The 20,960-nt window shown below is 56.5% G+C and carries 19 protein-coding genes; 5 read left to right on the top strand and 14 right to left on the bottom strand.

The window, feature by feature from the left end; all coding sequences use genetic code 11:
• Positions 1-191 precede the first annotated feature (191 nt).
• The gene (gene dacB / locus SIC15_RS05710) at positions 192-1,697 is read left to right on the top strand and encodes a D-alanyl-D-alanine carboxypeptidase/D-alanyl-D-alanine-endopeptidase (protein ID WP_412537251.1); all 1,506 of its coding nucleotides are present in this window, start codon (positions 192-194) and stop codon (positions 1,695-1,697) included.
• Between the two features lie 46 nt (positions 1,698-1,743).
• Here the strand turns inward: dacB and SIC15_RS05705 are convergent, their stop codons facing one another.
• Together SIC15_RS05705 and SIC15_RS05700 are read right to left on the bottom strand one after the other, a co-directional pair.
• The gene (locus SIC15_RS05705) at positions 1,744-3,123 is read right to left on the bottom strand and encodes a DUF4397 domain-containing protein (protein WP_412537250.1); all 1,380 of its coding nucleotides are present in this window, start codon (positions 3,121-3,123) and stop codon (positions 1,744-1,746) included.
• 154 nt (positions 3,124-3,277) lie between these two features.
• Positions 3,278-3,517: a DUF2798 domain-containing protein gene (locus SIC15_RS05700; protein WP_069184162.1), complete on the bottom strand. Its 240-nt coding sequence runs from the start codon at positions 3,515-3,517 to the stop codon at positions 3,278-3,280.
• 144 nt (positions 3,518-3,661) lie between these two features.
• Here SIC15_RS05700 and SIC15_RS05695 point away from each other — a divergent pair, with 144 nt between their 5' ends.
• Positions 3,662-4,540 carry a DUF6279 family lipoprotein gene (locus SIC15_RS05695; RefSeq protein ID WP_412537249.1) on the top strand — a complete coding sequence of 293 codons (879 nt, stop codon included), beginning with the start codon at positions 3,662-3,664 and terminating at the stop codon, positions 4,538-4,540.
• Positions 4,541-4,610: 70 nt separating this feature from the next.
• Here the strand turns inward: SIC15_RS05695 and SIC15_RS05690 are convergent, their stop codons facing one another.
• From SIC15_RS05690 to SIC15_RS05670, 5 genes are all read right to left on the bottom strand, one after another.
• On the bottom strand, positions 4,611-5,381 hold the full coding sequence (locus tag SIC15_RS05690; RefSeq protein ID WP_153637362.1) for an SDR family oxidoreductase: 771 nt from the start codon (positions 5,379-5,381) through the stop codon (positions 4,611-4,613).
• Positions 5,382-5,398: 17 nt separating this feature from the next.
• Entirely contained in the window at positions 5,399-6,088 is a 690-nt protein-coding gene (locus SIC15_RS05685; RefSeq protein WP_412537248.1) for a histidine phosphatase family protein, read from the bottom strand.
• Positions 6,088-7,152, bottom strand: coding sequence for a phosphotransferase family protein (locus SIC15_RS05680; RefSeq protein WP_412537247.1), 1,065 nt, complete (start codon positions 7,150-7,152; stop codon positions 6,088-6,090). The genes SIC15_RS05685 and SIC15_RS05680 overlap by 1 nt, the downstream gene beginning before the upstream one ends.
• Before the next feature lie 51 nt (positions 7,153-7,203).
• Entirely contained in the window at positions 7,204-8,022 is an 819-nt protein-coding gene (locus SIC15_RS05675) for an SDR family oxidoreductase (protein ID WP_136629629.1), read from the bottom strand.
• A 349-nt stretch (positions 8,023-8,371) separates the two neighbouring features.
• Positions 8,372-9,583 carry an acyl-CoA dehydrogenase family protein gene (locus tag SIC15_RS05670; protein WP_136629630.1) on the bottom strand — a complete coding sequence of 404 codons (1,212 nt, stop codon included), beginning with the start codon at positions 9,581-9,583 and terminating at the stop codon, positions 8,372-8,374.
• A gap of 153 nt (positions 9,584-9,736) precedes the next feature.
• Between SIC15_RS05670 and SIC15_RS05665 the strand changes: the two genes are divergently transcribed.
• Positions 9,737-10,630, top strand: coding sequence for a LysR family transcriptional regulator (locus tag SIC15_RS05665; protein WP_412537246.1), 894 nt, complete (start codon positions 9,737-9,739; stop codon positions 10,628-10,630).
• Positions 10,631-10,633: 3 nt separating this feature from the next.
• Here the strand turns inward: SIC15_RS05665 and SIC15_RS05660 are convergent, their stop codons facing one another.
• Both SIC15_RS05660 and SIC15_RS05655 read right to left on the bottom strand, forming a co-directional pair.
• The gene (locus tag SIC15_RS05660) at positions 10,634-10,990 is read right to left on the bottom strand and encodes a hypothetical protein (protein WP_228289983.1); all 357 of its coding nucleotides are present in this window, start codon (positions 10,988-10,990) and stop codon (positions 10,634-10,636) included.
• A 29-nt stretch (positions 10,991-11,019) separates the two neighbouring features.
• Complete coding sequence (locus SIC15_RS05655) at positions 11,020-11,790, bottom strand: EAL domain-containing protein (protein ID WP_222466278.1); 771 nt, start codon at positions 11,788-11,790, stop codon at positions 11,020-11,022.
• A gap of 189 nt (positions 11,791-11,979) precedes the next feature.
• On the opposite strand from SIC15_RS05655, the gene SIC15_RS05650 reads away from it, so the two are divergent.
• Positions 11,980-13,134 carry an isocitrate/isopropylmalate dehydrogenase family protein gene (locus SIC15_RS05650; protein ID WP_153637361.1) on the top strand — a complete coding sequence of 385 codons (1,155 nt, stop codon included), beginning with the start codon at positions 11,980-11,982 and terminating at the stop codon, positions 13,132-13,134.
• Between the two features lie 7 nt (positions 13,135-13,141).
• Here the strand turns inward: SIC15_RS05650 and SIC15_RS05645 are convergent, their stop codons facing one another.
• Genes SIC15_RS05645 through SIC15_RS05635 form a run of 3 tightly spaced genes read right to left on the bottom strand, consistent with a single transcriptional unit; the run spans position 13,142 to position 15,134 of the window.
• A complete protein-coding gene (locus tag SIC15_RS05645) occupies positions 13,142-13,714 on the bottom strand; it encodes a DUF1439 domain-containing protein (protein ID WP_069184152.1) in 573 nt (190 codons plus the stop codon).
• Positions 13,707-13,898, bottom strand: a complete 192-nt coding sequence (locus tag SIC15_RS05640; protein ID WP_069184151.1) for a CPXCG motif-containing cysteine-rich protein — start codon at positions 13,896-13,898, stop codon at positions 13,707-13,709. The genes SIC15_RS05645 and SIC15_RS05640 overlap by 8 nt, the downstream gene beginning before the upstream one ends.
• A 9-nt stretch (positions 13,899-13,907) precedes the next feature.
• The gene (locus SIC15_RS05635; protein ID WP_136629632.1) at positions 13,908-15,134 is read right to left on the bottom strand and encodes a pyridoxal phosphate-dependent aminotransferase; all 1,227 of its coding nucleotides are present in this window, start codon (positions 15,132-15,134) and stop codon (positions 13,908-13,910) included.
• Positions 15,135-15,373: 239 nt separating this feature from the next.
• Between SIC15_RS05635 and SIC15_RS05630 the strand changes: the two genes are divergently transcribed.
• Positions 15,374-16,357 (top strand): D-2-hydroxyacid dehydrogenase, encoded by a 984-nt coding sequence (locus SIC15_RS05630; protein WP_412537245.1) that lies wholly within the window; start codon positions 15,374-15,376, stop codon positions 16,355-16,357.
• Positions 16,358-16,380: 23 nt separating this feature from the next.
• Here the strand turns inward: SIC15_RS05630 and SIC15_RS05625 are convergent, their stop codons facing one another.
• Both SIC15_RS05625 and SIC15_RS05620 read right to left on the bottom strand, forming a co-directional pair.
• Positions 16,381-17,565 carry a Wadjet anti-phage system protein JetD domain-containing protein gene (locus SIC15_RS05625; protein ID WP_412537594.1) on the bottom strand — a complete coding sequence of 395 codons (1,185 nt, stop codon included), beginning with the start codon at positions 17,563-17,565 and terminating at the stop codon, positions 16,381-16,383.
• A gap of 16 nt (positions 17,566-17,581) precedes the next feature.
• Positions 17,582-20,959 (bottom strand): ATP-binding protein, encoded by a 3,378-nt coding sequence (locus SIC15_RS05620; protein WP_412537244.1) that lies wholly within the window; start codon positions 20,957-20,959, stop codon positions 17,582-17,584.
• Between the last annotated feature and the right edge of the window lies 1 nt (position 20,960).

The following is a 20,960-nucleotide window of genomic DNA, read 5'->3' as shown; positions in this document are numbered from 1 at the left end:
ACTTCAATACAAACAACGACACTACTGCCATTTTTTAACGTCATGTAGAGCTTTTCTGCATAGTACAAACCGCCAGGATGAGCTATTGTGGAAGTATAAGAACTCATTGGATGGTGACCATGGTAATCCCGGGTATGCGACGCTCTGGCTCTTCGAGAGCCGAAAAACTGTGTCCTCGATTCAGACGCCCCATGCTGGCACCCCTTGTGGCTCTTTCTGTGATCGCGGCTGCCCCTCTTGCCTTTGCCGAGAGCGACGCCGCCGGTTTCTCCGGGAATCGCCTCTGGACCAATGAGCTGAAAGATTACGCGGCTCAGTCCCTGCAGAATGAAGATGCCATGAGCATGGCGGCCATTCCGCTGAATGGTCCCGGCATCAACCAGTACATCAATGCTGATGCCCTGATGAGCCCTGGCTCCATCATGAAGCTGGTAACCACCTTTGCGGCACTGGAGGTACTCGGGCCCAATCACCACTGGGATACCGATTTCCTGACCGATGGAGTGATGGCGGGCGACACTCTTGAAGGTAATCTCTACGTCCGCTTTGGCGGCGACCCCAAGCTCACCATCGAACGACTCTGGACAACGCTGAGCGAGCTGCGCAGCATGGGGATTAACAGAATCGAGGGCGACCTGGTTCTTGATGGCAGTTACTTTGAAGTCGATGGTGGTTTTCCTGCGTTTGAAGACAACGGCGACAACCCCCACGCGCCATTTCTGGTAGAACCTTCTGCCTACCTGACGAACCTGAACCTGATGCACTTCCAGGTGCGAGCCGATGAGCGCGGCACCCAGGCATGGAGCACACCGTCTCTGGGCGAAGTCGTCATCGATAACCGAGTAGTGGCCACTGCCGAGGGCCCCTGCCCGTCCCGAAGAAACTTCGAATGGGAACCCATTATTCATGAAGACCATCGGGTGACTGTTCGGGTTACCGGTGAGCTGCCCCAGGGCTGCCGGAGCACCACCTACCTGTCGCTGCTGCCCCATGAGCAGTACAGCGCCTCGTTGATCCGTTCTTTGCTGGCCGACCTGGGAGTGGTTATTTCGGGCAGGGACATCAATGGCGTCACTCCAGAAGACGCACGGCTGGTCATGAAAACCACCTCGCCGGATCTGGTCACCATGGTGAGGGATATAAACAAGTGGAGCAGCAACGTGATGGCGCGCCAGCTGCTGCTTACCATTGGCGCCGAGAACCGCCTGGAAGATGAGAACGACGACCGGGTTGCCGGTATTCGTGTGATCTATGACTGGTTCGAAGACAAAGGCATTAACACCGCCGGCATGGTGATCGACAACGGCGCCGGCCTCACGAGACACGGTCGCATCACCGCCCGCCAGGGCGCACAGATTCTCGAGCATGCCTGGAACAGCGCATACTCGGCTGACCTCATGGCTTCAATGCCAATCATCGCGATGGATGGAACCATGGCACGCCGCCTGCGCAATACCGGCATGGACGGCGAAGGTCGCATCAAGACCGGCTATCTGGAAAACGTGAGATCGATCGCCGGGTTCACCCGGGATTCAAACAACACCACCTGGGCAGTGGTGGGAATGGTCAACAACGATCCCGCCTGGAATGGTCAGGCGGTGCTGGACCGGATTCTGTATTCGCTGCATTTCCGGCCGCCAACAGGGACTGCGATTTCCCATGCCCCTTCCGGCACATCTGAAACCAGTATTCAATAAAAAGCCCCGGCCATGGCCGGGGCTTTGATACGCTTAAACATACCGATCAAGTCGGCGGCATCACGAAATCGTCCAGTAGAATAAGATCTGCACCGTCAAAGGCGTCATTATCTCTGGCGATAGCAGTGTAAATGCCACTTGCTTCGAGATTTATTTCCGCAGGCCCTATCGCGACGTTCCCATCAGGATCTGTTACGACAAGATTGTAGGTCCCGGGCGCAACAGCCAAATAGCCCGATTCTTCGCCAAACTGTACGCCGCTCAAAGCAGGCGAAGCATTACCCACTTCGGTTTGCCCATCGGGCAGAAGATAAACATTAACCGGACCGGCCAGTGTCGACCCATGTACTACACGAACCGACGCCTGAGTTGCGATGTCGCGAACAGTATCAGTTAACACCAGCGCCTCGATGTCCGCCAACAAACCGTTTGCGATCACCGTATACCCAGTACCAGCAGAGAATGCCAAATCGGCCTCAATCACAACGGTGGCATTGTCGTTGAATGGCGTAACCTTAACGTTCTGGGTTCCAACCGGAACCTGTGCGTAGTTATCCAGCATAGCGCCGGGAGCAGCCTCTGGGTAAGCCAAGTCGTTCACCGACACAACGTCATTCAAAAGCACATCTACGTCAGGAGCATCATAGGAGTTGTGAACAACACGAACTCCAGACTGCTGGCCCGCGTCAAAAATTTCGGCAACATTACTGCCGTTCAACACGACCAAGCTGATAGGGCTTGCATCGCCATTGGCGCCAGTATTGTCAACGGCGCCGACCAGAAGGTCAGAACCTGCTGGCAAGCCGATTTGGCCACTATCAAAGACAACAGTATCGGAGCCTGCAGGGGTAACCCGAATCTGATAGTCGTTTGAGGCAGGAAGCTCCAACGGGCCTACACTCTCCTTGAAGGAGAAGCTGAAGGTAGCTTCGGCGGGAAGCGGGTCGCCTGAAGCCGTGACATAAACATCGACAGGACCAGCGGCGGCGGTCTGGGCCTCAGGCGACAGATGGACAACTCGCAAACGCGCACTATCAGCATCTTCACGGGCGCCATCATCGGTCAGAATCAGCGGCTCAATGGTCTCGTCACCTACTTTTCCGACTGCAATCACGTCATAGCTGGTATCGGAACGCAGCGAAACCCCATCGGCAGAAATCACTGTCACCGTTTCGCCGCCCGGCAGCAATCCATCGACAGCGATATCAGCGAGACCGGCACTCGGCGTCAGAACCGCGGCCTGCTTGTAATCCGCTCCCGGAACGACGACATCACCATTCACAAGAACATTAACCGCAGGTGCATCCGAAGACGCATGCAGGACTCGGACACTGGTGGTTGCCGGATCATCGTCGTCATCCAGCCAACACCCGGACAGCGCGACACTGCCCGCCAAAACCATCGGTAAAGCGTATTTTGTCTTCATTTTTCACACTCCCCACTTTTGAGGTTGTTTACCAGGATTTGAGTGGTTCGAACCTGCACATTTTCCGTCCATGAATCGTGCGTCACTGCATTTACGGGGAGTCAGAAAGAACGGATTTGCAACTTTTAACATTTAAGCTTACAGATGTACGCAATCAATCAAACCTGCGCATGGTGAACTCAGTCATCTTCCCGGCAAGCGGCGCGATGAAGGTCACGAGCGGAAAAGCAACGGCCCAGGCAACGAGAAAAGCGGGCCCCCACCGGTAGTGGAATTCACCGTCGATGCCCGTGTTGATGAAGGTGATCACCCCGGACATCAGCAGCGACATAATTCCGGACATGTAAAAACCGAAAATCATCTGGCGTAGACGTGAAAGTCTCATTTTGCTCATGACTTCTCCTGAACAATGCTCCAAGGATCCCCGGAACAGCATCTGAAAGGGGTGATATGACGTACACTGTTGTAACTCAAACCTAAAATGATAGTGAGCTTGCAATCTTTTTTCGATAAGCCTTTTTACCAAGACAGGTGGGCCATGGATACTGCCAAACACGGGGCACCCGGCTTTTCCAAACCGTTTGTCCTAATTCTGGTACTGGCGTTTGCTCTGGTTGCCTGCAGTTCAACCAAGCTCGCTTATCGATACGCGGACTGGGGCATCGTGTGGTGGGTAGAAGACTACGTGACACTGACGGCCGACCAGAAACAGCAGCTAAACAACGATATCGAGCAACTGCGCCAATGGCATTGCAGTGCCGAGTTGCCCCGCTACCAGGCATGGCTGGATGAGCTTGAGTCGGACGTAGCCAGTAGCCCGCCCGATCAGGCCACTGTCGAGTACCACCAGCAACAGCTTTTCGGTTTCTTCCCCAGTCTTTTGGAGCGGGCAACACCGGTGGCGGCAAATCTGCTTTCAAGTCTGAGCGACGAGCAGGTCAACGAGTTGGCGGAAAACATGGCTCAGAGTCAGCGGGAAATGGAAGAGGAGTTTCTGGCCGATTCCCCGGAAGCGACTGCCGAGGCCCGGGCCGAAAGGACAGCAGAGCGGGTTGAGCGTTGGTTGGGGAATCTGAACAACAAGCAGCGCGACATCGTGCGGCAATGGTCTGCCAACCGGGGCGCCCAGACTGAAATCTGGCTGCAGGGCCGAAGGAACTGGCAATTGGCCTTAATTGAGGCACTTGAAAGAAGAAACGAGCCGACGTTTGGGGCAGAACTGGAATACCTGATTCTCAATTCCGAAGAAGTGCGGGGCGAGGATTACAAAGCCATGATGGCAGAGAGTCGGGCGGCCATGGCCTCGCTGATGCATGACATGATAACGGCAGGTGACGCTGCAACGCTTGCCCACCTTCAGAACCGGGCGGTAGAGCTCAACAGTGACTTTGCAGCGCTTACCTGCTCACCAGCCTGAGCATTCAGGTTGATCGAAACGAGGTCAGATTAAAGCAATCATCCGACCCCGCCTCAACCTCAGATAAGCTTCAGACTGTCAGATAACCACCATCCGCATTAATGCAGGCGCCCGTGGTATAGCTCGAAGCATCAGACACCAGATAAAGCACGGTACCGGCCATCTCGCTTGGATCAGCCACACGCTTCATCGGGATATGCGCCATGGCCTGCTTCTTGATCGCCTCATTGGTAGTGAGGGCGCTGGCGAACTTGGTATCGGTCAGCCCTGGCAATAGGGCATTCACGCGAATTTTCTGCTGCCCCAGCTCCATGGCAAAGGATTTTGTCATGGAGATCACGGCGGCCTTGGTGACCGAGTAAATTCCCTGGTAGTGCCCCGGATTAACCCCGTTCACGGATGCAACATTCACGATGGAACCGCCACCGGCTTTCTTCATCATCTGGGCGCCCCGGGCACACATGAAGAAATAGCCCCGGATATTCACATCCACGGTTTTGTTGAAGGCACCCAGATCGGTATCTTCAACCGGACCGAAATAGGGATTGGCGGCAGCGTTGTTTACCAGAATATCCAGTTTGCCGTGGTTCTGCTCAATGTGGGCCCAGATGCTGTCGATCTGATCCATCTCACCGATGTGGCAGGCGTAGGCTTCGGCGCTGCCACCGGCATCCCGGATGCTGCTGGCCACGGCCTCGCAACCATCAATCTTGCGGCTGCTGACAATGACGTGCGCGCCGTACTCGGCCAGGGTCCGGGCAATGCTTTCGCCGATGCCGCGGCTGGCGCCGGTAATCAGGGCAACCTTGCCGGTCAGATCAAACAGGTTCTTGCTGCTCATTCGTTCACCTCGATTCACTATCGGAATGTCACCAGGGCGGGGTCATCCGCTTCCAGGTGGCTGTAGTTGTTAAAAACGGCCAGGCTGCGCCGGGGGCCTGAATACAGGACCCGCGAAACGCTGGTATTCGCTATCACCTCATTCAGGGCAAGTGCCCGGGCATCGTCCAGCCCAAGCAGATACTGGGCAATCACGGAAATCGGTCCGCCAGAGGTGGCCACCAGTACGTCACCGCCATCGGCGTACTCAATCATATCCTCGAACGCCGCCAGAACCCTGGCCTTGAAGTCCGGCCAGCTTTCCTCGTACTCATGATCAAATTCGCCCGAGGCCCATCGACGCACTGCATGTACGAAGGCCTCCTGAAACGCCCTGGCCGGCTTGGGAAATGCCTTGAGATCCCGCGCCATGACCGTGCGGTCGCTCCACTCCGGGCGGTATCGGGCCACCACTGTGGTATGGTCGAACTCGTTGAAACCCGGAGCTACCTGCATATCCGGCAGTGCACTGCCGTAGCCGGTGGCGATGGCCTCCACCGTTTCCCGGTGGCGCTCCAGATCGCCCCCGAAAATCGCGGCCGGGTCCACTTTGCCAGCCATCCAGCGGCCAAGCACCCTGCCCTGCTCCCAGCCGGTGGGAGACAGCTGGTCGTAGTTCTCCTTGCCAAAACTGGCCTGGCCGTGGCGAACCAGATAAATCGTCGCCATTACAGGGTGCTCTCCGCAATCAGTCGCTGGCAGCGCTTCTCAAGATAATTGGCTGCATGGCCAAAGGCAGCGAACCGCTTGTCTTTGGTCTGGCCATGATAGAACCGGTAATAGATCTGCTGGATAATCACCGCGAGCCGGAACAAGCCGTAGATCTCATAGAAGTCGAAGTTGTCGACCTTGAAGCCGGATTTCTCCATGTAATACTCCACCACTTCCTTGCGGGTGAGCATGCCCGGGCGATGGGTCGGCTGCCGGCGCAGCATCTGGAACGGGCCTTCATCATCGGCTTCGATCCAGTAGGCGAGACTGTTGCCGAGGTCCATCAGCGGATCACCGATGGTGGCCATCTCCCAGTCCAGCACGCCGATCACCTCGAAAGGGTTGTCCGGATTCAGCACCACGTTGTCGAAGCGGAAATCGTTGTGGATCACCACCTGGGCAATGTCTTCGGGCATCTTGTCGTTGAGCCAGCCCATGACCTGCTCAAAGTCGCCCACATCGTCGGTGCGGGCCTTGCGGAAGCGGTCACTCCAGCCGCAAATCTGGCGTTGCACATAACCCTCGCCTTTGCCCAGCTTGTCCAGGCCTGCGGCTTTGGCATCAACCCGGTGAAGATCCACCAGCTTGTCGATCACATTCAGGCAAAGCTTTCGGGTATCGGCTTCACTGAGCTCGAAATCCTTTGGAAAGTCCTGGCGTAGGATGATGCCCTTCAACCGTTCCATCACGTAGAAATCGCAACCCAGCACGTCGTGATCATCGCAGATAGCGATAATATTGGGCACGTAGGGATAGACCGGCTTGAGCGCCCGCATGACCTTCGCCTCACGCAGCATGTCGTGAGCGGACTTGGCGATCTTGCCGAACGGCGGCCGGCGCAAGACGTAAGAACGGTCGCCGTAATCCACCTGATAGGTCAGGTTTGAGGCGCCACCCGGGTATTGCCGAATCTCCGGCTCGCCTTGCAGGCCCGGAACCGCCTGTTTCATGAACCGGTCTACCGCGCCGGTGTCCAGCTCCTCGCCTTCGCGAATGTCCACGGCCTGGTCGATCTGGGTCATTCAGGACTCTCCTTTTGAATCTTCACTTTGAGACAGTTAAAAACGGCGCCATCAGGCCTTGCTGCCACCCATCTTGCTCATCCAGCGCTTGCTTTCCTGGTGCATCAGCCAGTCAAACGCCTTGGGCGCATGGCGCTTGAGCATCCACATGCGACGCTCCTTGGCGTGGGGCAGCACCCAGAAGCTCTTGTTGTTCACCGAACGGAAAATATCCTCGGCCACATCCTCGGCGGTTACCGTGGAGCGCTTCATCAGCTTGTTCACGTTCTGCTGAATGCCGGGAATATCTGAACGCATGCTGCTGGTCAGATTGGTCTGGAAAAACGCCGGGCACACGCAGCTCACATGAATACCTGCATCCCGAAGCTCCTGGCTGAGTGTCTCGGACAGGGCGATCACGCCAGCCTTGGTCACATTGTAGCTATCCATCAATGGCGCGAGCATCAACCCCGCCATCGAAGCCACATTTACAAAGGCCCCGGAGCCCTGCTGCTTGAACTGCGGTGTAAACGCCTTACAGCCGCGAACCACGCCCAGCACGTTAATATCGAGAATCCACTCCCAGTCCGCCATGGTGGTGTCCTCGATGGAACCGGCCGAGGCCACGCCGGCGTTGTTCACCACCACATCGACGCCACCCCATTTCTTCACCAGATCATCCCGAACCTTCTCAAAATCGGTCAACCGGCGAACATCGCACTCAACGTAGTAACCCTCGCCCCCGGCGGCGTTGATCTCTTTCTCAACACCAACGCCCTGCTCCGGATTGATGTCGCCGATGCAGACTTTCGCGCCTTCTTTGGCATACCGTAATGCAATCGCCCGGCCGAGGCCGCTGGCTCCGCCGGTTATGAATACTCTTTGTGTCATGCTTGGTTTTCTCCGTTATCGTTCGCGCTAGCTATTTGTCATGTCAGGTGCAAGAGCTGCTACCGGGTAGAGCTTTCCAAAACACGCTGTGAATACGTCCATGTACGCTCGGCTCCGCCATCCATGGCTCCGCACGGTTTTAGAAAGCTCTACCCGGCATCAGCTCCCAGACTCATGTGCAACCTGTTCAGAATCCAATCCGAATGTTTGCAGGATCGGGTGGGGACAGGTTTCTGAAACTGTGCGGAGCCATGGATGGCGGAGCCCAAGCGTCACAGGGATGTGCCGTAAGGAGCGTGTTTCAGAAACCTGTCCCCACCCGGTCCCGGCACCAACGGTCGAATACTACTCAGGATTTATACTTCCGAAGCTCCAGACGAGCCACCATAGCCCGATGCACCTCGTCGGGCCCATCGGCCAAACGCAGCACCCGAGCATAGGCGAACAATTGTGTCAGCGGGAAGTCGTCATCACTGACCCCGGCCCCACCATGAATCTGAATGGCCTGGTCGACAATGGTCTGCAGCATGGACGGAATTACGGCCTTGATCATGGAGACTTCCTGAAGCGCCCCCATGATGCCCTTGGTATCCAGTGCCCAGGCACATTTCAGCGTCAGCAGGCGGGCCTGCTCAATGGCCATCCGCGCGTTGGCGATGATGTCCGGATTGCCGCCCAGCTTGGCGATGGGCTTGCCGAAGGCCTCACGGGTGGTTGCACGCTTGATCAGAATCTCCAGGGTGCGCTCCGCTGCGCCGATGGCCCGCATGCAATGGTGAACTCGTCCCGGCCCAAGGCGACCCTGGGCGATCTCGAACCCGCGGCCCGGACCGGCAATGAAAGCGCTCTCGGGCAACCGGACGTTGTCGAACAGCACCTCGCCATGGCCATAGGGCTCATCGTATTCACCGAATACCGGCAGCATGCGCTCGATCTTGACGCCCGGGGTGTCCAGCGGCACCAGCACCATCGAGTGGCGACGGTGCTTGTGGGCATCGGGATCCGTCAGCCCCATGAAGATGGCAACCTTGCAATCAGGGTGTCCGATGCCGGTACTCCACCATTTGCGACCGTTCAAAACAACTTCGTCGCCTTCAATAACGGCGGTGGCTTCCATATTGGTGGCATCGGAGGAGGCTACCGCCGGCTCGGTCATGCAGAAGGCGGAGCGAATCTCACCACTGAGCAAACGCGGCAACCACTCGGCTTTCTGCTCTTCAGAGCCGTAGTGGATCAGTACTTCCATATTGCCCGTATCCGGCGCGTTGCAGTTGAAGATCTCCGGCGCAATAAAGCTGCGCCCGGTTTCCTCGGCAATCAGGGCGTAGTCGGAGTTCAGCAGGCCGCAGCCGTATTTGTCGTCCGGAAAGAACATGTTCCAGAGGCCCTGGGCCTTGGCCTTTTCCTTCAGCTCCCGGATGATCGGAAGCACCACCCAGCGGTTATCCAGGGAGGCAAGCTCCTTGTGGTACTGCTCTTCAATGGGAAAAATCTCATCCTTCATGAACTGCTTTACGCGGTTGAGATAATCCTGGCCTCTCTCGGAAATATTGAAATCCATCGCCGTATCCTCGCTGACTGTTGCGCCGTGGTATGCACGGAAAATCACATTAGGGCCAGTCTAGGGATGACCAAACTATTACGCGACTGAATTTTTCTTATCGTTTATTATTAACCATACTTATTCAAAACGAATCGTAAACGGACTCCACCCATGGCCCTCAATCGCCTTGATCTGAACCTGTTGCACGTGTTCGATACCATTTACCGGGAAGGCAGCCTGACCCGCGCGGCCCGGGCGCTGCATCTGACCCAGCCGGCCGTCAGCCATTCACTCTCCCGGCTTCGGGACCATTTTGATGATCCATTGTTTACCCGCCAGGGCAATCAGATGGTGCCAACTCCCCTGGCACGCCGGTTCCTCGAATCCATGCGGCCAGGGCTTACTCAGATCCAGGGCGCGGTAAACCAGTTTCATGCCTTTGATCCGGCCACCCAGCGCAAAACCTATTCGCTCGGATTGAGAGACATTCTGGAATCTACCTTCCTGCCGCGCCTCATGGCTCGCCTCGACGCCTACCCGGAACTGGAGATTGTCAGCCAGCGGATCGCTCGGCGGGACATGGAGACGCAACTCGCTGCAGGCAAACTGGACTTTGCCGTGGATGTGCTGCTGCCAGTGAGCAATCAGACATCCCACGAACTGTTGCGGCGCGACCGCCTGGTAGTGCTGGCCCGGGAGGGGCATCCACTGGCAGACGGCACTCTGGATATGGAAGGGTACCTGTCCGCAAAACACGTACTGGTGTCGTCACGGACCGAAGGACCCGGCATTGAAGACTTCGAGCTATCAAGGCTGGGAGTTCAACGGAGCATACGACTACGCTGCCAGCATTACTACGCTGCTTGCAGAGTGGTGGAGGAAACCGATCTGCTGCTGACCATGCCAGAGGCCTATGCCCGAATCATCGCCGAACGCGCCAACATAACGATCAAGGACCCGCCAGCGGACCTGCCGTCCATCGACGTTCACCTTTATTGGCACAAGGCTTATGAGAGGGAACCAGCGCTGATCTGGTTCCGGGAGCAATTGAAGGCTATCAGTTAAGACTCAGTAAGCCCCCACAAGCATCAGGAAACCGAAAAATCCGATAGCCGTGATGCCCAGGGAGGCCACTACGATCCCAAGCCCCCACCAGACGGCTGCACCATCGGATATATCCACACCGTGGCCCCTGAGGGTTCGGTAGAAAGCCCAGGGGCCAAGGACAAACGCGCCAACCACCGCGAAAACCAGCCCCACGCTGATACCGGCGAAGGTCCAGGTAGCCAGAACCATGGCCCGGTCTTTTACCTGGTCAGTAACACCATGATGCTCGAGAAATTTCTTGCAGAAAAACCAGATAAGGGCGAACAGGATGATGACGAAAACCAGTCCGCCCACCACGGTAATCATTCTGTATAGCAAGATATTCTTCCTGTCAGTTCAAAGGCGGTTTATGTGGGGAAGTCGGGCTCCGGAAGGCACTCGAAACCCGGTTTGGCGAACAGGTAGCCCTGATAGAGACTGATACCCTGAGAGCGCAACCAGAAATACTCCTCCTTGGTTTCGACACCCTCCGCGATTATCTGACCGCCAAGCTGCGTCATCATTGTAATGATTCCAGCCACCACCGCCTGTTTGTTGGGTTCGGTATGGATATTACGAACCAGCGCCATATCCAGTTTAAGGAGATTGGGCGGGCTCGCCATCATAATGTTGTAGCGCGAAAAGCCAGCGCCAAAGTCATCAATGGCGGTACTGAACCCCATTTCCTGGTAAGCCTCGATGATGGACACAAGGTGTTCGACCGAGGTTGAGTTAAGCGCCTCGTCCTCGGTCAGCTCGAAAATGATTTTACGGGTATCGAAATCGTAGGTCTTGGCCGCTGCCAGGGTTGTACGAATACAGTATTCGGCCCGGTAGACGGCATTCGGCATAAAATTGATGCTGAGCATCGTGTCCATGCCCAGCCTGGCGGCCAGCTTTACCGCCTTCACCCGGCATACCTGGTCAAACGCGTAGCGATTGTGCTCATTTACCTTGGAGAGAACGCTCATTGCGCCCTCGCCTTCCGTGCCCCTCACCAGGGCTTCATAGGCAAAAACCGATTTGTTGATAACGTCGACTATTGGCTGAAATGCGAAGCTGAAGGAAAAATCCAGTCCTGCTCCACAGGCACATTGCTCACAATGAGACTCATCAAAAAGTACGGCGGGCTGGTTCACTTCAACTCCTGACTGCAGTTCTGGCGGTTTTACTGTGTTTATTAGACATGTTTTTGACCAATATAGCTGCGAACCCCTCCCTGGTAAAACCACTTTGTGGTTAAAGCATGTCAAACGGTGGCATCCCCGGATTACATGACTAAACTGGGGTTTGTTTATACGTATCTGTCCCCAAAAGGAGTTTCCCGAATGGCCCAATCTACCCGTATCGCTGTAACCCCGGGCGACGGCATAGGCCCCGAAGTGGTGGCCGAGGCTGTGCGCTGCCTGGAAACCCTGCGTGCAAAACACGGCCTGGACCTTGAGTGGACGCGATTCCCCTGGCCCTCCCACGCCTGGCACGAAGAACATGGTGAATCCATGCCGGCGGATGCCCTGGCCCAGCTTCAGAAATACGACGCCATTCTTTTGGGCGCCCTTGGCGATCCGGGCCCTATGGACGATCCGGACCGCTACCTGTTGCCAGACAGCATCTCCCTGGCCCCGTTGCTGGACATGCGCAAGGGGTTCGACCAGTGGGTCTGCGAGCGTCCGGCCCGGCTTTTGCCGGGCGCCCGGCAGTATCTGGCGGACGAACGCGCCAAAGACATCGACATGCTTGTGATTCGGGAAAACTCCGAGGGTGAATATGTCAGCCAGGGCGGGCGGTTGCGCAAAGGCACGCCGGACGAAGTGGCCACGCAGATGGAGGTTTTTACACGCAAAGCAACCGACCGGATCATCCGTTATGGGTTCGAACAAGCGCGAAACCGTGCTGCTGATCGGGTCAAGGAAGGCCGGACGCGGACCTTCCGGACACTGGATGGCCGCACCTGCGAAAGCCAGGTTTGCCTGATTACCAAGCGAAATGCCCTGCGCTACTGGGGTGATATGTACACCGAGGCCTTTGACGAAATCAGCAAAGAATACCCGGATGTGGCCACGCACCATGAACTGGTGGACGCAGCCTGCATGAAGTTTGTCCAAAGCCCCTGGGCTTTCGATGTCGTGGTGGCCAGCAACCTCCAGGGTGACATTCTGACGGATCTTGCCGCAGTGCTTTCAGGAGGCATGGGCGTTGCACCTTCCTGCAACCTGAATCCCACCGATCCGGATATGCCCTCGATGTTCGAGCCCACCCACGGAAGTGCTCCGGATATCGCCGGGCAGGGCCTGGCGGACCCCACCGCCATGCTTTTCACTGCTGCCCGCATGCTCGAATGGCTGGGGCGCAAGGATCCAGCCATTGCCGCCGCAGGGAAGGAACTGTTCGATGCTGTGGCTGCAGACCTTGCCGAAAACTCAGGTCGTCGGCGTGGCACCCACGAAATCGGTTCTGCAATCTGCGAGAGACTGTCCCAGTAAACCAGGGCTACTGGTCGGCCATCACAAATTCCAGCCGGCCAGGCGCCACCCGCACATCCACCGGCATCATACCGAACATACGCTGGGCGAAATCGGTTTCGTCCAGCCGGTACACCGGCATGGTCTCCAGCATCTGTGCCACCAGCCGCATGACCGTATCGGTTACCGGCTTCAGATCCCCCTTGAAGAACGGAGAGTCGATACTGCTTTCAAGAAGTTGCAATCGCCGTATGAAGATGGCTTTCTCCGAGCTGTCGTAAACCGGCGCACCCTCAACCTTCAGGGCAATATCCACCGGTAGCTTCGCCATCAACGCATTCAGGGCAACCTGCCCCCTCACATCGATTACTGCCACGTCCCGGCCATCGGGCCCCAGGGTGATGTTGGCGTCATCAAGACTCAGGCTCAGCGGAGAACCGCTGTTCAACTGGTTTCGATCAAATTCGCTCACAACATCCTGGAGATGCCTCTCCAGCTCGCCTTCGGAAATCGAATAAGGCGACAGACTGGCGCAGCCGCTGGCAAGCACCACCACCAGGACCAGAAGCGTGCGGCAAACATACAGCGACGTTCTATTCATTCTCAGCCCGGGCCTCTACATGAGGTGTCAAATTGTCGTCAAAAACCACGCGCAACAGTATGGGCCTGCAGCAGACCTGGCAATCCTCGACATACTCCTGTTCCGGCACTGACGGGTCGACGCTGATATCCAGCGTCTCCCAGCAGTACGGGCACTGAATCAATACCGAGTCCAGGGCTGACATGGCATCACCTCAGAACTGTTGTTTGGCCATCCACGGAATGACGCGATCAAACGCCTCTTCCAGTTTCTCGCAGGTTGTGGAGAAACTGATCCTGACGGCGTTGGTACACCCTTCACCGAAGGCATCACCGGGCACCATGCAGACACCGGTTTCCTTCAGCATCCGCAGGGCCAGATCCGAACCGTCTACATGGGGGGGAAGGTCAGGGAACGCAAAAAACGCACCGCCCGGCTTGTACCCGGTCATGTAGGGGGTCTGATCAACCAGTTCAACCACCTTGTCCCGACGTTCCCGGTAAATGTCGACCATATCGCGAACGCACTGTTGGTCCCCCGTGAGCGCTGCCACACCGGCAAACTGGGAGGGCGTATTGGCCACCGACGTGGTGAACATATGGTAGCGCCGCAGCGATTTTATGGCGGCCTGGCTGGAAATCACCCAGCCAACACGCAGCCCCGCCATACTGTAGGTTTTGGAGAAGCTGCTGATGCACATGATGTTGTCCAGATCCATCGAGCAGTTCAGCACACTGGCGAAGTCGTCATCATCAAAGATCAGATGGTCGTAGACTTCGTCCGCATAAACCTGGATACCCCGGTAGGCACACTCCTCAAGGATGGTTTCAACAGTGCTGCGCGGATAAACCGCCCCGGTCGGGTTGTTGGGGTTGTTCAGGATCAGCGCGAAGGTGCGGGGCCCCATCGCCCGGATTACCTCATCCGGATCCAGCTGGTGGTTGTTCTCCGCCCGGGTCTGGACGAATTTCACCTCGCCACCATTCATCCGGATCAGGGGCGCATACAGCAGGAAGGACGGGTCCGTTACGATAAACTGCCGCCCTGGCGCAGAGGTGGCGGAAATGGCCAGGTACATAGCCTCTGTAGCGCCGCTGGTAATCAGGATGTTATCCCGGGTCAGTTTGCGGTTGTAACGCTTGCCATAATAGTCGCGCAGGGCCACCAGCAGTTCCGGCAGTCCGGCATCCATGGTGTAGCCGGTCTGCCCCGCATTGAGCGCGTCGACATAGGCATCAATGACGTGCTTGGGGGTCGGCAGGTCCGGCTGACCGATGGAAAGATGAATGACATCCTTCATGGTGGCCGCCATATTCACCATGCGCCTGATGCCGGGCACCGGAATCGCCTGCATGGCAGGGTTCCAACTGGCCTTGTTCTTCCGGTACTTCACTCGACGCGGTTTGGTCTGGCCGGTTTCTTTGTTGGCGGCTTCTGCCATAAACACCTCCTGCAAACGGGGCAAATAGAATCCACTCCTGCAGGTTAGTCAGTATGGCAAGCCTCTACAAGACAAAAAATCATATAGATGATGTACGTGAAAGTACCGCCATCACCGCGGTCAGAGCAAAATCTGTTGCCCCGCAAGTTGACCCGACAGTACCTGCCGACCAGACTGTAAATTGGCCATGGACGAACACCAGGCACAGACAGTCACTCATCATCATAGGCGGAGGCTCAATGACTCAGCACAGCAAACCTGTTGTTACCGTTCTCACCGCACCCGGGGAACAGGAACCGCCAGGAATGGACGCCGTCAGGGCCCGCGCAGATGTGCGCTTTGCCTGTGACGAGCCGACCCTTCGCGACACCTTGCCCGGCACCGACATCATGATGGTGACGGACTTTCGCACAGAGGCCCTGGCGGCCGCCTGGCACACGGCAGACAAGCTGAAATGGATCCACGCCACCAGTGCTGGCGTTGATGCACTGATGTTCCCGGACCTGATCAAAGGCGATGTCACCGTGACCAACGCCCGCGGCATTTTCGACCGCACCATTGCCGAGTACGTGCTCTGCACGATCCTGATGTTCGCCAAGGATTTTCCGAACTCCATCCGGCTGCAGATGAAGCACCAGTGGAAGCACCGGGACACCGAGCGCGCAGAAGGCAAGCAGGTTCTGGTTGTTGGGGCAGGCTCTATCGGCCGCCAGATCGGCCGGCTGGTTGGCGCTGCCGGATTGAAGGCCCACGGCATTGCCCGCAAACCGAGAAAAGAGGATCCGGATTTTGTCGCGGTACACGGCAACGACGACCTTTACGAGCAGCTGGGGCACGCGGACTTCGTGGTAATTGCAGCACCCCTGACACCCCAGACCGAGGGCCTGTTTGACGAGAAGGCCTTCAAGGCCATGAAAAAGTCCGCCCGACTGATCAACATCGGCCGCGGCCCGATCGTCAAAACCGATGATCTGATAACAGCCCTGAAAAGTGGCGAAATCGCCGGCGCCGGCCTGGACGTCTTTGAGGAAGAGCCGCTACCGGAAGACCACCCGCTCTGGGATATGGATAACGTTACCATGACCGCCCACATGGCTGGCGACTTCATCGGCTGGAAGCGGGCCCTGACCGACCAGTTCCTGGAGAACTTCGACCGCTGGCACAAGGGCGAGGAGCTGTTCAACCTGGTGGATAAGGAACTGGGGTACGCCGGGAGCAAGTAGAACCGCATCGCCGACAGTTGGTCTCAAGAAGCCCAGTTCGTCAGGCATTGAAGAACGTAATCTGCGGGGAGCCTCTCCTGCTCAAGGCGAGGCTTGCCAAAGGCCCCTTCCCGCAACCTATGGAACAACTCGGCCTCATGCTCCTCAAGGAAGCCTGGGACAAAATCAACTGAGCTCGGTTCGTCCACCATGCGGAGCGAGAATGCTTCTACGGTCGACTCATCCATCATTACCGATTCGATACCGGGGCACCGACGGCGAGCATCACTCAGAATGCTAAAGCCTTCCGAGTCAATATCCCCCCAATACCCCACATTCCTGGAATACAACCAAGGCGCGGATAGCCAGGAAACATTCTTTCCCCCGCCAAACACCGCAATGGTGTTGTCCAGGGACGGCAAGGCAAGACCCGTTTGAGCATTCTCTACAACCAGAACGTTGCTGGCAGGGAGCTCAAAACCCAGCAAGGTTTCGGTATCCATTTGCAGAATCGGCAGGCCACCGAGTGCAGACTGGCTGCAGCTACACAAGGGACGAACGAACGACCAGCCTTTAGGGCTTTTCCTGCAATTCAGCCACTCCAGAAGCCCGCCAGATGCAGTGACATCTCCGACATACAAAACGTCGATCAAGCGCTCCAGAAGCTGGAAGTTCTGCTCCATGAACTTGGTATCCACGTGAACCACCGGCAACGCGCGAAGGTAGTGACCACCTCCCAAGCCGGGACACAGTTGCGGAATCAACCTTACTAATAGCTTGAAGTCATCCTCGGAAAACTTCCTCAGCACATCGAGGTTGTCTACCAGTGCGGAAAACAACTCTCGCTGAACGTCTTCGCCCTGCGCAAATGGCTCAGCAAGGATGAAAGAAATTCTTCTTTCCCAAGCCGCCAGGGCTGTTCGTTCTTCGTCTCCGAGCAATTCAGCCAACACCCCAACGTTTCTGACTAGAAAGCGAACCGGAACCTCCTGGAGAGAGAGCTGCCGGAAACTCCGACTTTCCCATTGAACGCAACCCTGATCCGGGAAAGCCTTCCATGCTGAAATAAAACGATGAAACCGTTCCAGGTCTGAAACAGCTTCTTGCCCCCGTGGCGGCCTGAGGCTAACACTGACAGGAAATGGCCTTTCCCCTTTGAGCCGCGCCTTTAATGTTCGACGGCTGTGCCATTCTTTCTCTCGGAGGCGTTCGATGACCTCTTCAGGCATCAGCCCCCAGTCGCGCTCACTCATCAACACCAATTCCCAGGGAGGCGGCCTCACTCATTACTGATCGACGCTTAGCTTCTGCGAATCTTTGATCGATGTCTTCCCAGGTCAACTCGCAAAGTTGGCTTTCGTGGGTTTCAGCATTGCGCTCAGCAATTAGCAGGGAGCGGGCAGACTCTCGCGCCAGGTTCAGATTCTTATAGGGGGTAATCAGGTTCACGTGAATATGAAGCTCCTTGAAAACCTTGAGCACACGGCGGCTCACGGACTCGGCCGTATTGGAGAACGCTTCGTCAAGGAATACCGTGCTGTATACAGGACGGTCAAAACCGTCGGGTGTAAGAACATACGCCAGACTTGCAGCAACCACCATTCCGGCAAAGGACTCTTTCTCACCTCCGGATTTGCCGCTGGACGAATTGAGAACATCGCGGATTTCCATAGTCTCAGCGTCCACTTCCTCGGCGAAAAAGGTCATCTGGTAGCGAGGATCCAACAAACGCAAACTTTCCAGAGAGCTGGAGGTTCCTGAGGCACTGGCTTTATCCAAAATGGCAATCACCTCGGATAGCGCATTGAACCGACCTTCGTGATCATCGCTGGTTACCTGCCCCAGAACATGGCGGAGCTTACGTTCAAAATCCAGAATGTGGGGGTACTTTTCCCTTCTCGTGCCCAGTTTGAGATAACTGCCGACACGAAACTCCGTCCTGCGAAGTACGTCATTAATGACGTCAATACGCTCCAGAATGTCCTCTCGTTCAGCGTCCAGTTTATTCTTGATGTTTGCGAGAGACTGCGTGGCATGCTTGTTCAGGCGCTCCCGGAACTGTTCCACCAAGGCGGGAAGCCCCTCAGTCTGCAAATGTTTGAGATGGTCAAGAAAATCATCCAAAGCATCGAGGCCCGTTGGCCAGTCGACCGAAATCGGTAGCCACTGATCCTTGCCACGAAATGCGCCCATAATGCTATTGGCTTTACTCACTGCCGTCATTTGACGGCCGCGTTCCTTATCGATCAAGGAGTCCAGTTCATTCTCAACTTCGGCATGGCGATGGGTCTCCTCCAGGGCTATCGGCCCTACCCGCTCTTCCAGTGCCCTCCTGCACTCATCGGTCAGGCCGGGGGAAGCAGCCATCCGGTTTTCATCGAGTGACTGTTCCGCACTTTCCAACCGGCTAGCAACGTGGCCACTCCTAATTTTGATGTCACCGACATCACGTTGAATACTCTGCCTTCCCTGCTTGGCTTCTTCCCATCGCTCCCGGGCCCGGGCCAGATCACCTTTCGAAGCTTCCATCGCCTGCAGGTCCGCCCTTAGTTGCTTTAGCTTTTCCTGCCAAGGAGCAACATCGATGTCTTCCCAGCAAACCGCGGACACGCGCTCCAGGATCGTTTTTCGCTCGCCGGTCTCGTCCATTGCCCGCCGGGCCTGGCCAACCGCCTTGTCAAGCTCTGCAGCCTGTTGCTCCAGTTGCTTCCTGTCATTATTCAAGATCGCCAGACGGCTCTTGTTGGAAAAACCCAGTTGCCAACGAAGACGGTCGCCAATCTTGTACAGATCTTTCTTCTCGAACCGTCCCTGTTCCTTATGAATCAAGCCCTCGCGGGTCATCGAGAAGGGCGTTGCATCCAACTCTTCGGTGGTATTTACACAAGTCAGATCGAACCTGCTCAGATGATGCTTGAGCCAGTCACGGTAAGGGTGTTCACGCCATTCCAGTTTTCTCAGAAAACCACGCCCTTTAAACTCTGGCGGTCTTCGGTTGCCTTCGTTGCCACGGACGACCTGAGCCCGGACATGAAGGCCGGTATGCCGGGTATTGAGCCAGCGAGTCACCATCGAGTAGTTTTCAGCAGGGACCAGCAGCGTCGTCCGCAGGCCACCCAACGCCCGTTCAATGGCCCCCTGCCAGGGTCGCTCAACTTCCAGCACATCAATCAACTCACCCACGAAAACCAGCTCCCCAAGCGGCAACCCCAACGATTGCACCAGTTCTTCCCGCAGTCGCTGGAAGGGATGATCGATATTGGAATCCGGCCGTGCTTCGGCTTCGCTGATCTCTGTTCCAAGTGTTTTCAGCGCCCTCTGCGCCTCACTCAACTCTGCGCTGGTATCCGCAAACTTGTTCTGGCTGTTTTCGGTGGCCTGGCCCATCGTGTCAGTGAGTATTGCTATCGACTTCTGGTTCTCTGAAAACGCCGCTTTCCCCAGGGAGTCAGTCAGGCCGAGCTTTCGCATATCCTCCTGGTAGTCGGACGCCTTACGTCCCACATCTGAACACTTGTCCGACGACTGACCGATCTCCTTTTTCAATGCCTCGATTTTGTTACCGCCATGCTGCAGATATTCCCCATGGCGCCGCTCAACTAACGCCTCTGCCGCCGCCTCCTCCCGTTCCAGCTCCTCGAGACGTTCCCGGAGTTGTTCAGCTTCGGCCCTGAGCTCTTCCACTCGCGCCAACCACAACCCCGCCAACACCTCCCCGAAATACACGCTCAGGCTGTTCTTCTCCAGGCGCAGTTTTGCTAAAGCCTGTTCCGCTTGCTGAAGAACCTGCGATAAACCGGGCAGCGGGCTCAAGTGATCCACCTGCGCTCTGGTATCCACCAGCCTGTCGTGGGTAGAGACCAGATCACCAAATTCTTCAACCACCTTTCTGGCATCGTCCCGAATGGTGCTGGGTTCAAGGACCAGTTCCCGTATCAGCTTCGTCAGATCATCGATCTTTTTGAGCCCCAGCGCACGCGACAGCAGAGCCGGGGCATTTTTGTTCTCCATGAATAACAGCTTTCGGTAAAGCTCCTGATAGTCTGAAAAGCGATCATCGCAACAGGTAACGAGACCATCGGTACGCAACCACTTTTTCAAGGTGGCGGCATTACCCTCCCCAAAAGCATCCAGTATTTCTTTCAGCTCAAGGTTACGTCGGGCAACCACGTAAACACGCTTCACCTCGCTCAGGGTGTTGGAGGTCTGTGTTGTCCAGAACAGTGCTGCCAATGTAATTTCGGAGGCATCGTCCGCTCGGTACAACGCCCTCAGCCCGGTTACGACTGATTTTTCCCGCTTGCTTTTTACCCGGGTGCTGATCCCCTCATGGGCTGCCCCGAAGCTCCCGCGCATGTAGGAGAGCAACGAACGGTCTGTTCGATCACCCTGGGCGGCGGCAACGTTGAACGTCGCTCGACCTGCGGGCAACAGCAGGGCCATCAAACCATCCACAAAGGTGGACTTGCCGGAACCATTGTCTCCGGTGATCAGGGTGCCTTCCGGATCAATTCTGGCGGTATGCAGGCCATCAAATGAGCCCCAATTAAAAACGCTCAGCTCTGCCAGGCGAATCTGACCCTGCTGAAAGAAGGTGTCGCCATAACGTTCCATGCTGGTCATA

This window comes from Marinobacter sp. MIT932201 (assembly GCF_047123295.1).
Classification (GTDB): domain Bacteria; phylum Pseudomonadota; class Gammaproteobacteria; order Pseudomonadales; family Oleiphilaceae; genus Marinobacter; species Marinobacter salsuginis.
Note: the sequence above shows the minus strand (reverse complement) of the source record. Positions and strands in the feature narration are given on the sequence as shown.

Coding starts and splice junctions, on each gene's coding strand:
- SIC15_RS05705 (WP_412537250.1), bottom strand. CDS start 3,123: ATGAAGACAAAATACGCTTTACCGATGGTTTTGGCGGGCAGTGTCGCG.
- SIC15_RS05665 (WP_412537246.1), top strand. CDS start 9,737: ATGGCCCTCAATCGCCTTGATCTGAACCTGTTGCACGTGTTCGATACC.
- SIC15_RS05685 (WP_412537248.1), bottom strand. CDS start 6,088: ATGGCGACGATTTATCTGGTTCGCCACGGCCAGGCCAGTTTTGGCAAG.
- SIC15_RS05630 (WP_412537245.1), top strand. CDS start 15,374: ATGACTCAGCACAGCAAACCTGTTGTTACCGTTCTCACCGCACCCGGG.
- SIC15_RS05700 (WP_069184162.1), bottom strand. CDS start 3,517: ATGAGCAAAATGAGACTTTCACGTCTACGCCAGATGATTTTCGGTTTT.
- SIC15_RS05625 (WP_412537594.1), bottom strand. CDS start 17,565: ATGCCTGAAGAGGTCATCGAACGCCTCCGAGAGAAAGAATGGCACAGC.
- SIC15_RS05620 (WP_412537244.1), bottom strand. CDS start 20,959: ATGACCAGCATGGAACGTTATGGCGACACCTTCTTTCAGCAGGGTCAG.
- SIC15_RS05695 (WP_412537249.1), top strand. CDS start 3,662: ATGGATACTGCCAAACACGGGGCACCCGGCTTTTCCAAACCGTTTGTC.
- SIC15_RS05690 (WP_153637362.1), bottom strand. CDS start 5,381: ATGAGCAGCAAGAACCTGTTTGATCTGACCGGCAAGGTTGCCCTGATT.
- SIC15_RS05670 (WP_136629630.1), bottom strand. CDS start 9,583: ATGGATTTCAATATTTCCGAGAGAGGCCAGGATTATCTCAACCGCGTA.
- SIC15_RS05640 (WP_069184151.1), bottom strand. CDS start 13,898: ATGTCAGCCCTGGACTCGGTATTGATTCAGTGCCCGTACTGCTGGGAG.
- dacB (WP_412537251.1), top strand. CDS start 192: ATGCTGGCACCCCTTGTGGCTCTTTCTGTGATCGCGGCTGCCCCTCTT.
- SIC15_RS05680 (WP_412537247.1), bottom strand. CDS start 7,152: ATGACCCAGATCGACCAGGCCGTGGACATTCGCGAAGGCGAGGAGCTG.
- SIC15_RS05675 (WP_136629629.1), bottom strand. CDS start 8,022: ATGACACAAAGAGTATTCATAACCGGCGGAGCCAGCGGCCTCGGCCGG.
- SIC15_RS05635 (WP_136629632.1), bottom strand. CDS start 15,134: ATGGCAGAAGCCGCCAACAAAGAAACCGGCCAGACCAAACCGCGTCGA.
- SIC15_RS05650 (WP_153637361.1), top strand. CDS start 11,980: ATGGCCCAATCTACCCGTATCGCTGTAACCCCGGGCGACGGCATAGGC.
- SIC15_RS05645 (WP_069184152.1), bottom strand. CDS start 13,714: ATGAATAGAACGTCGCTGTATGTTTGCCGCACGCTTCTGGTCCTGGTG.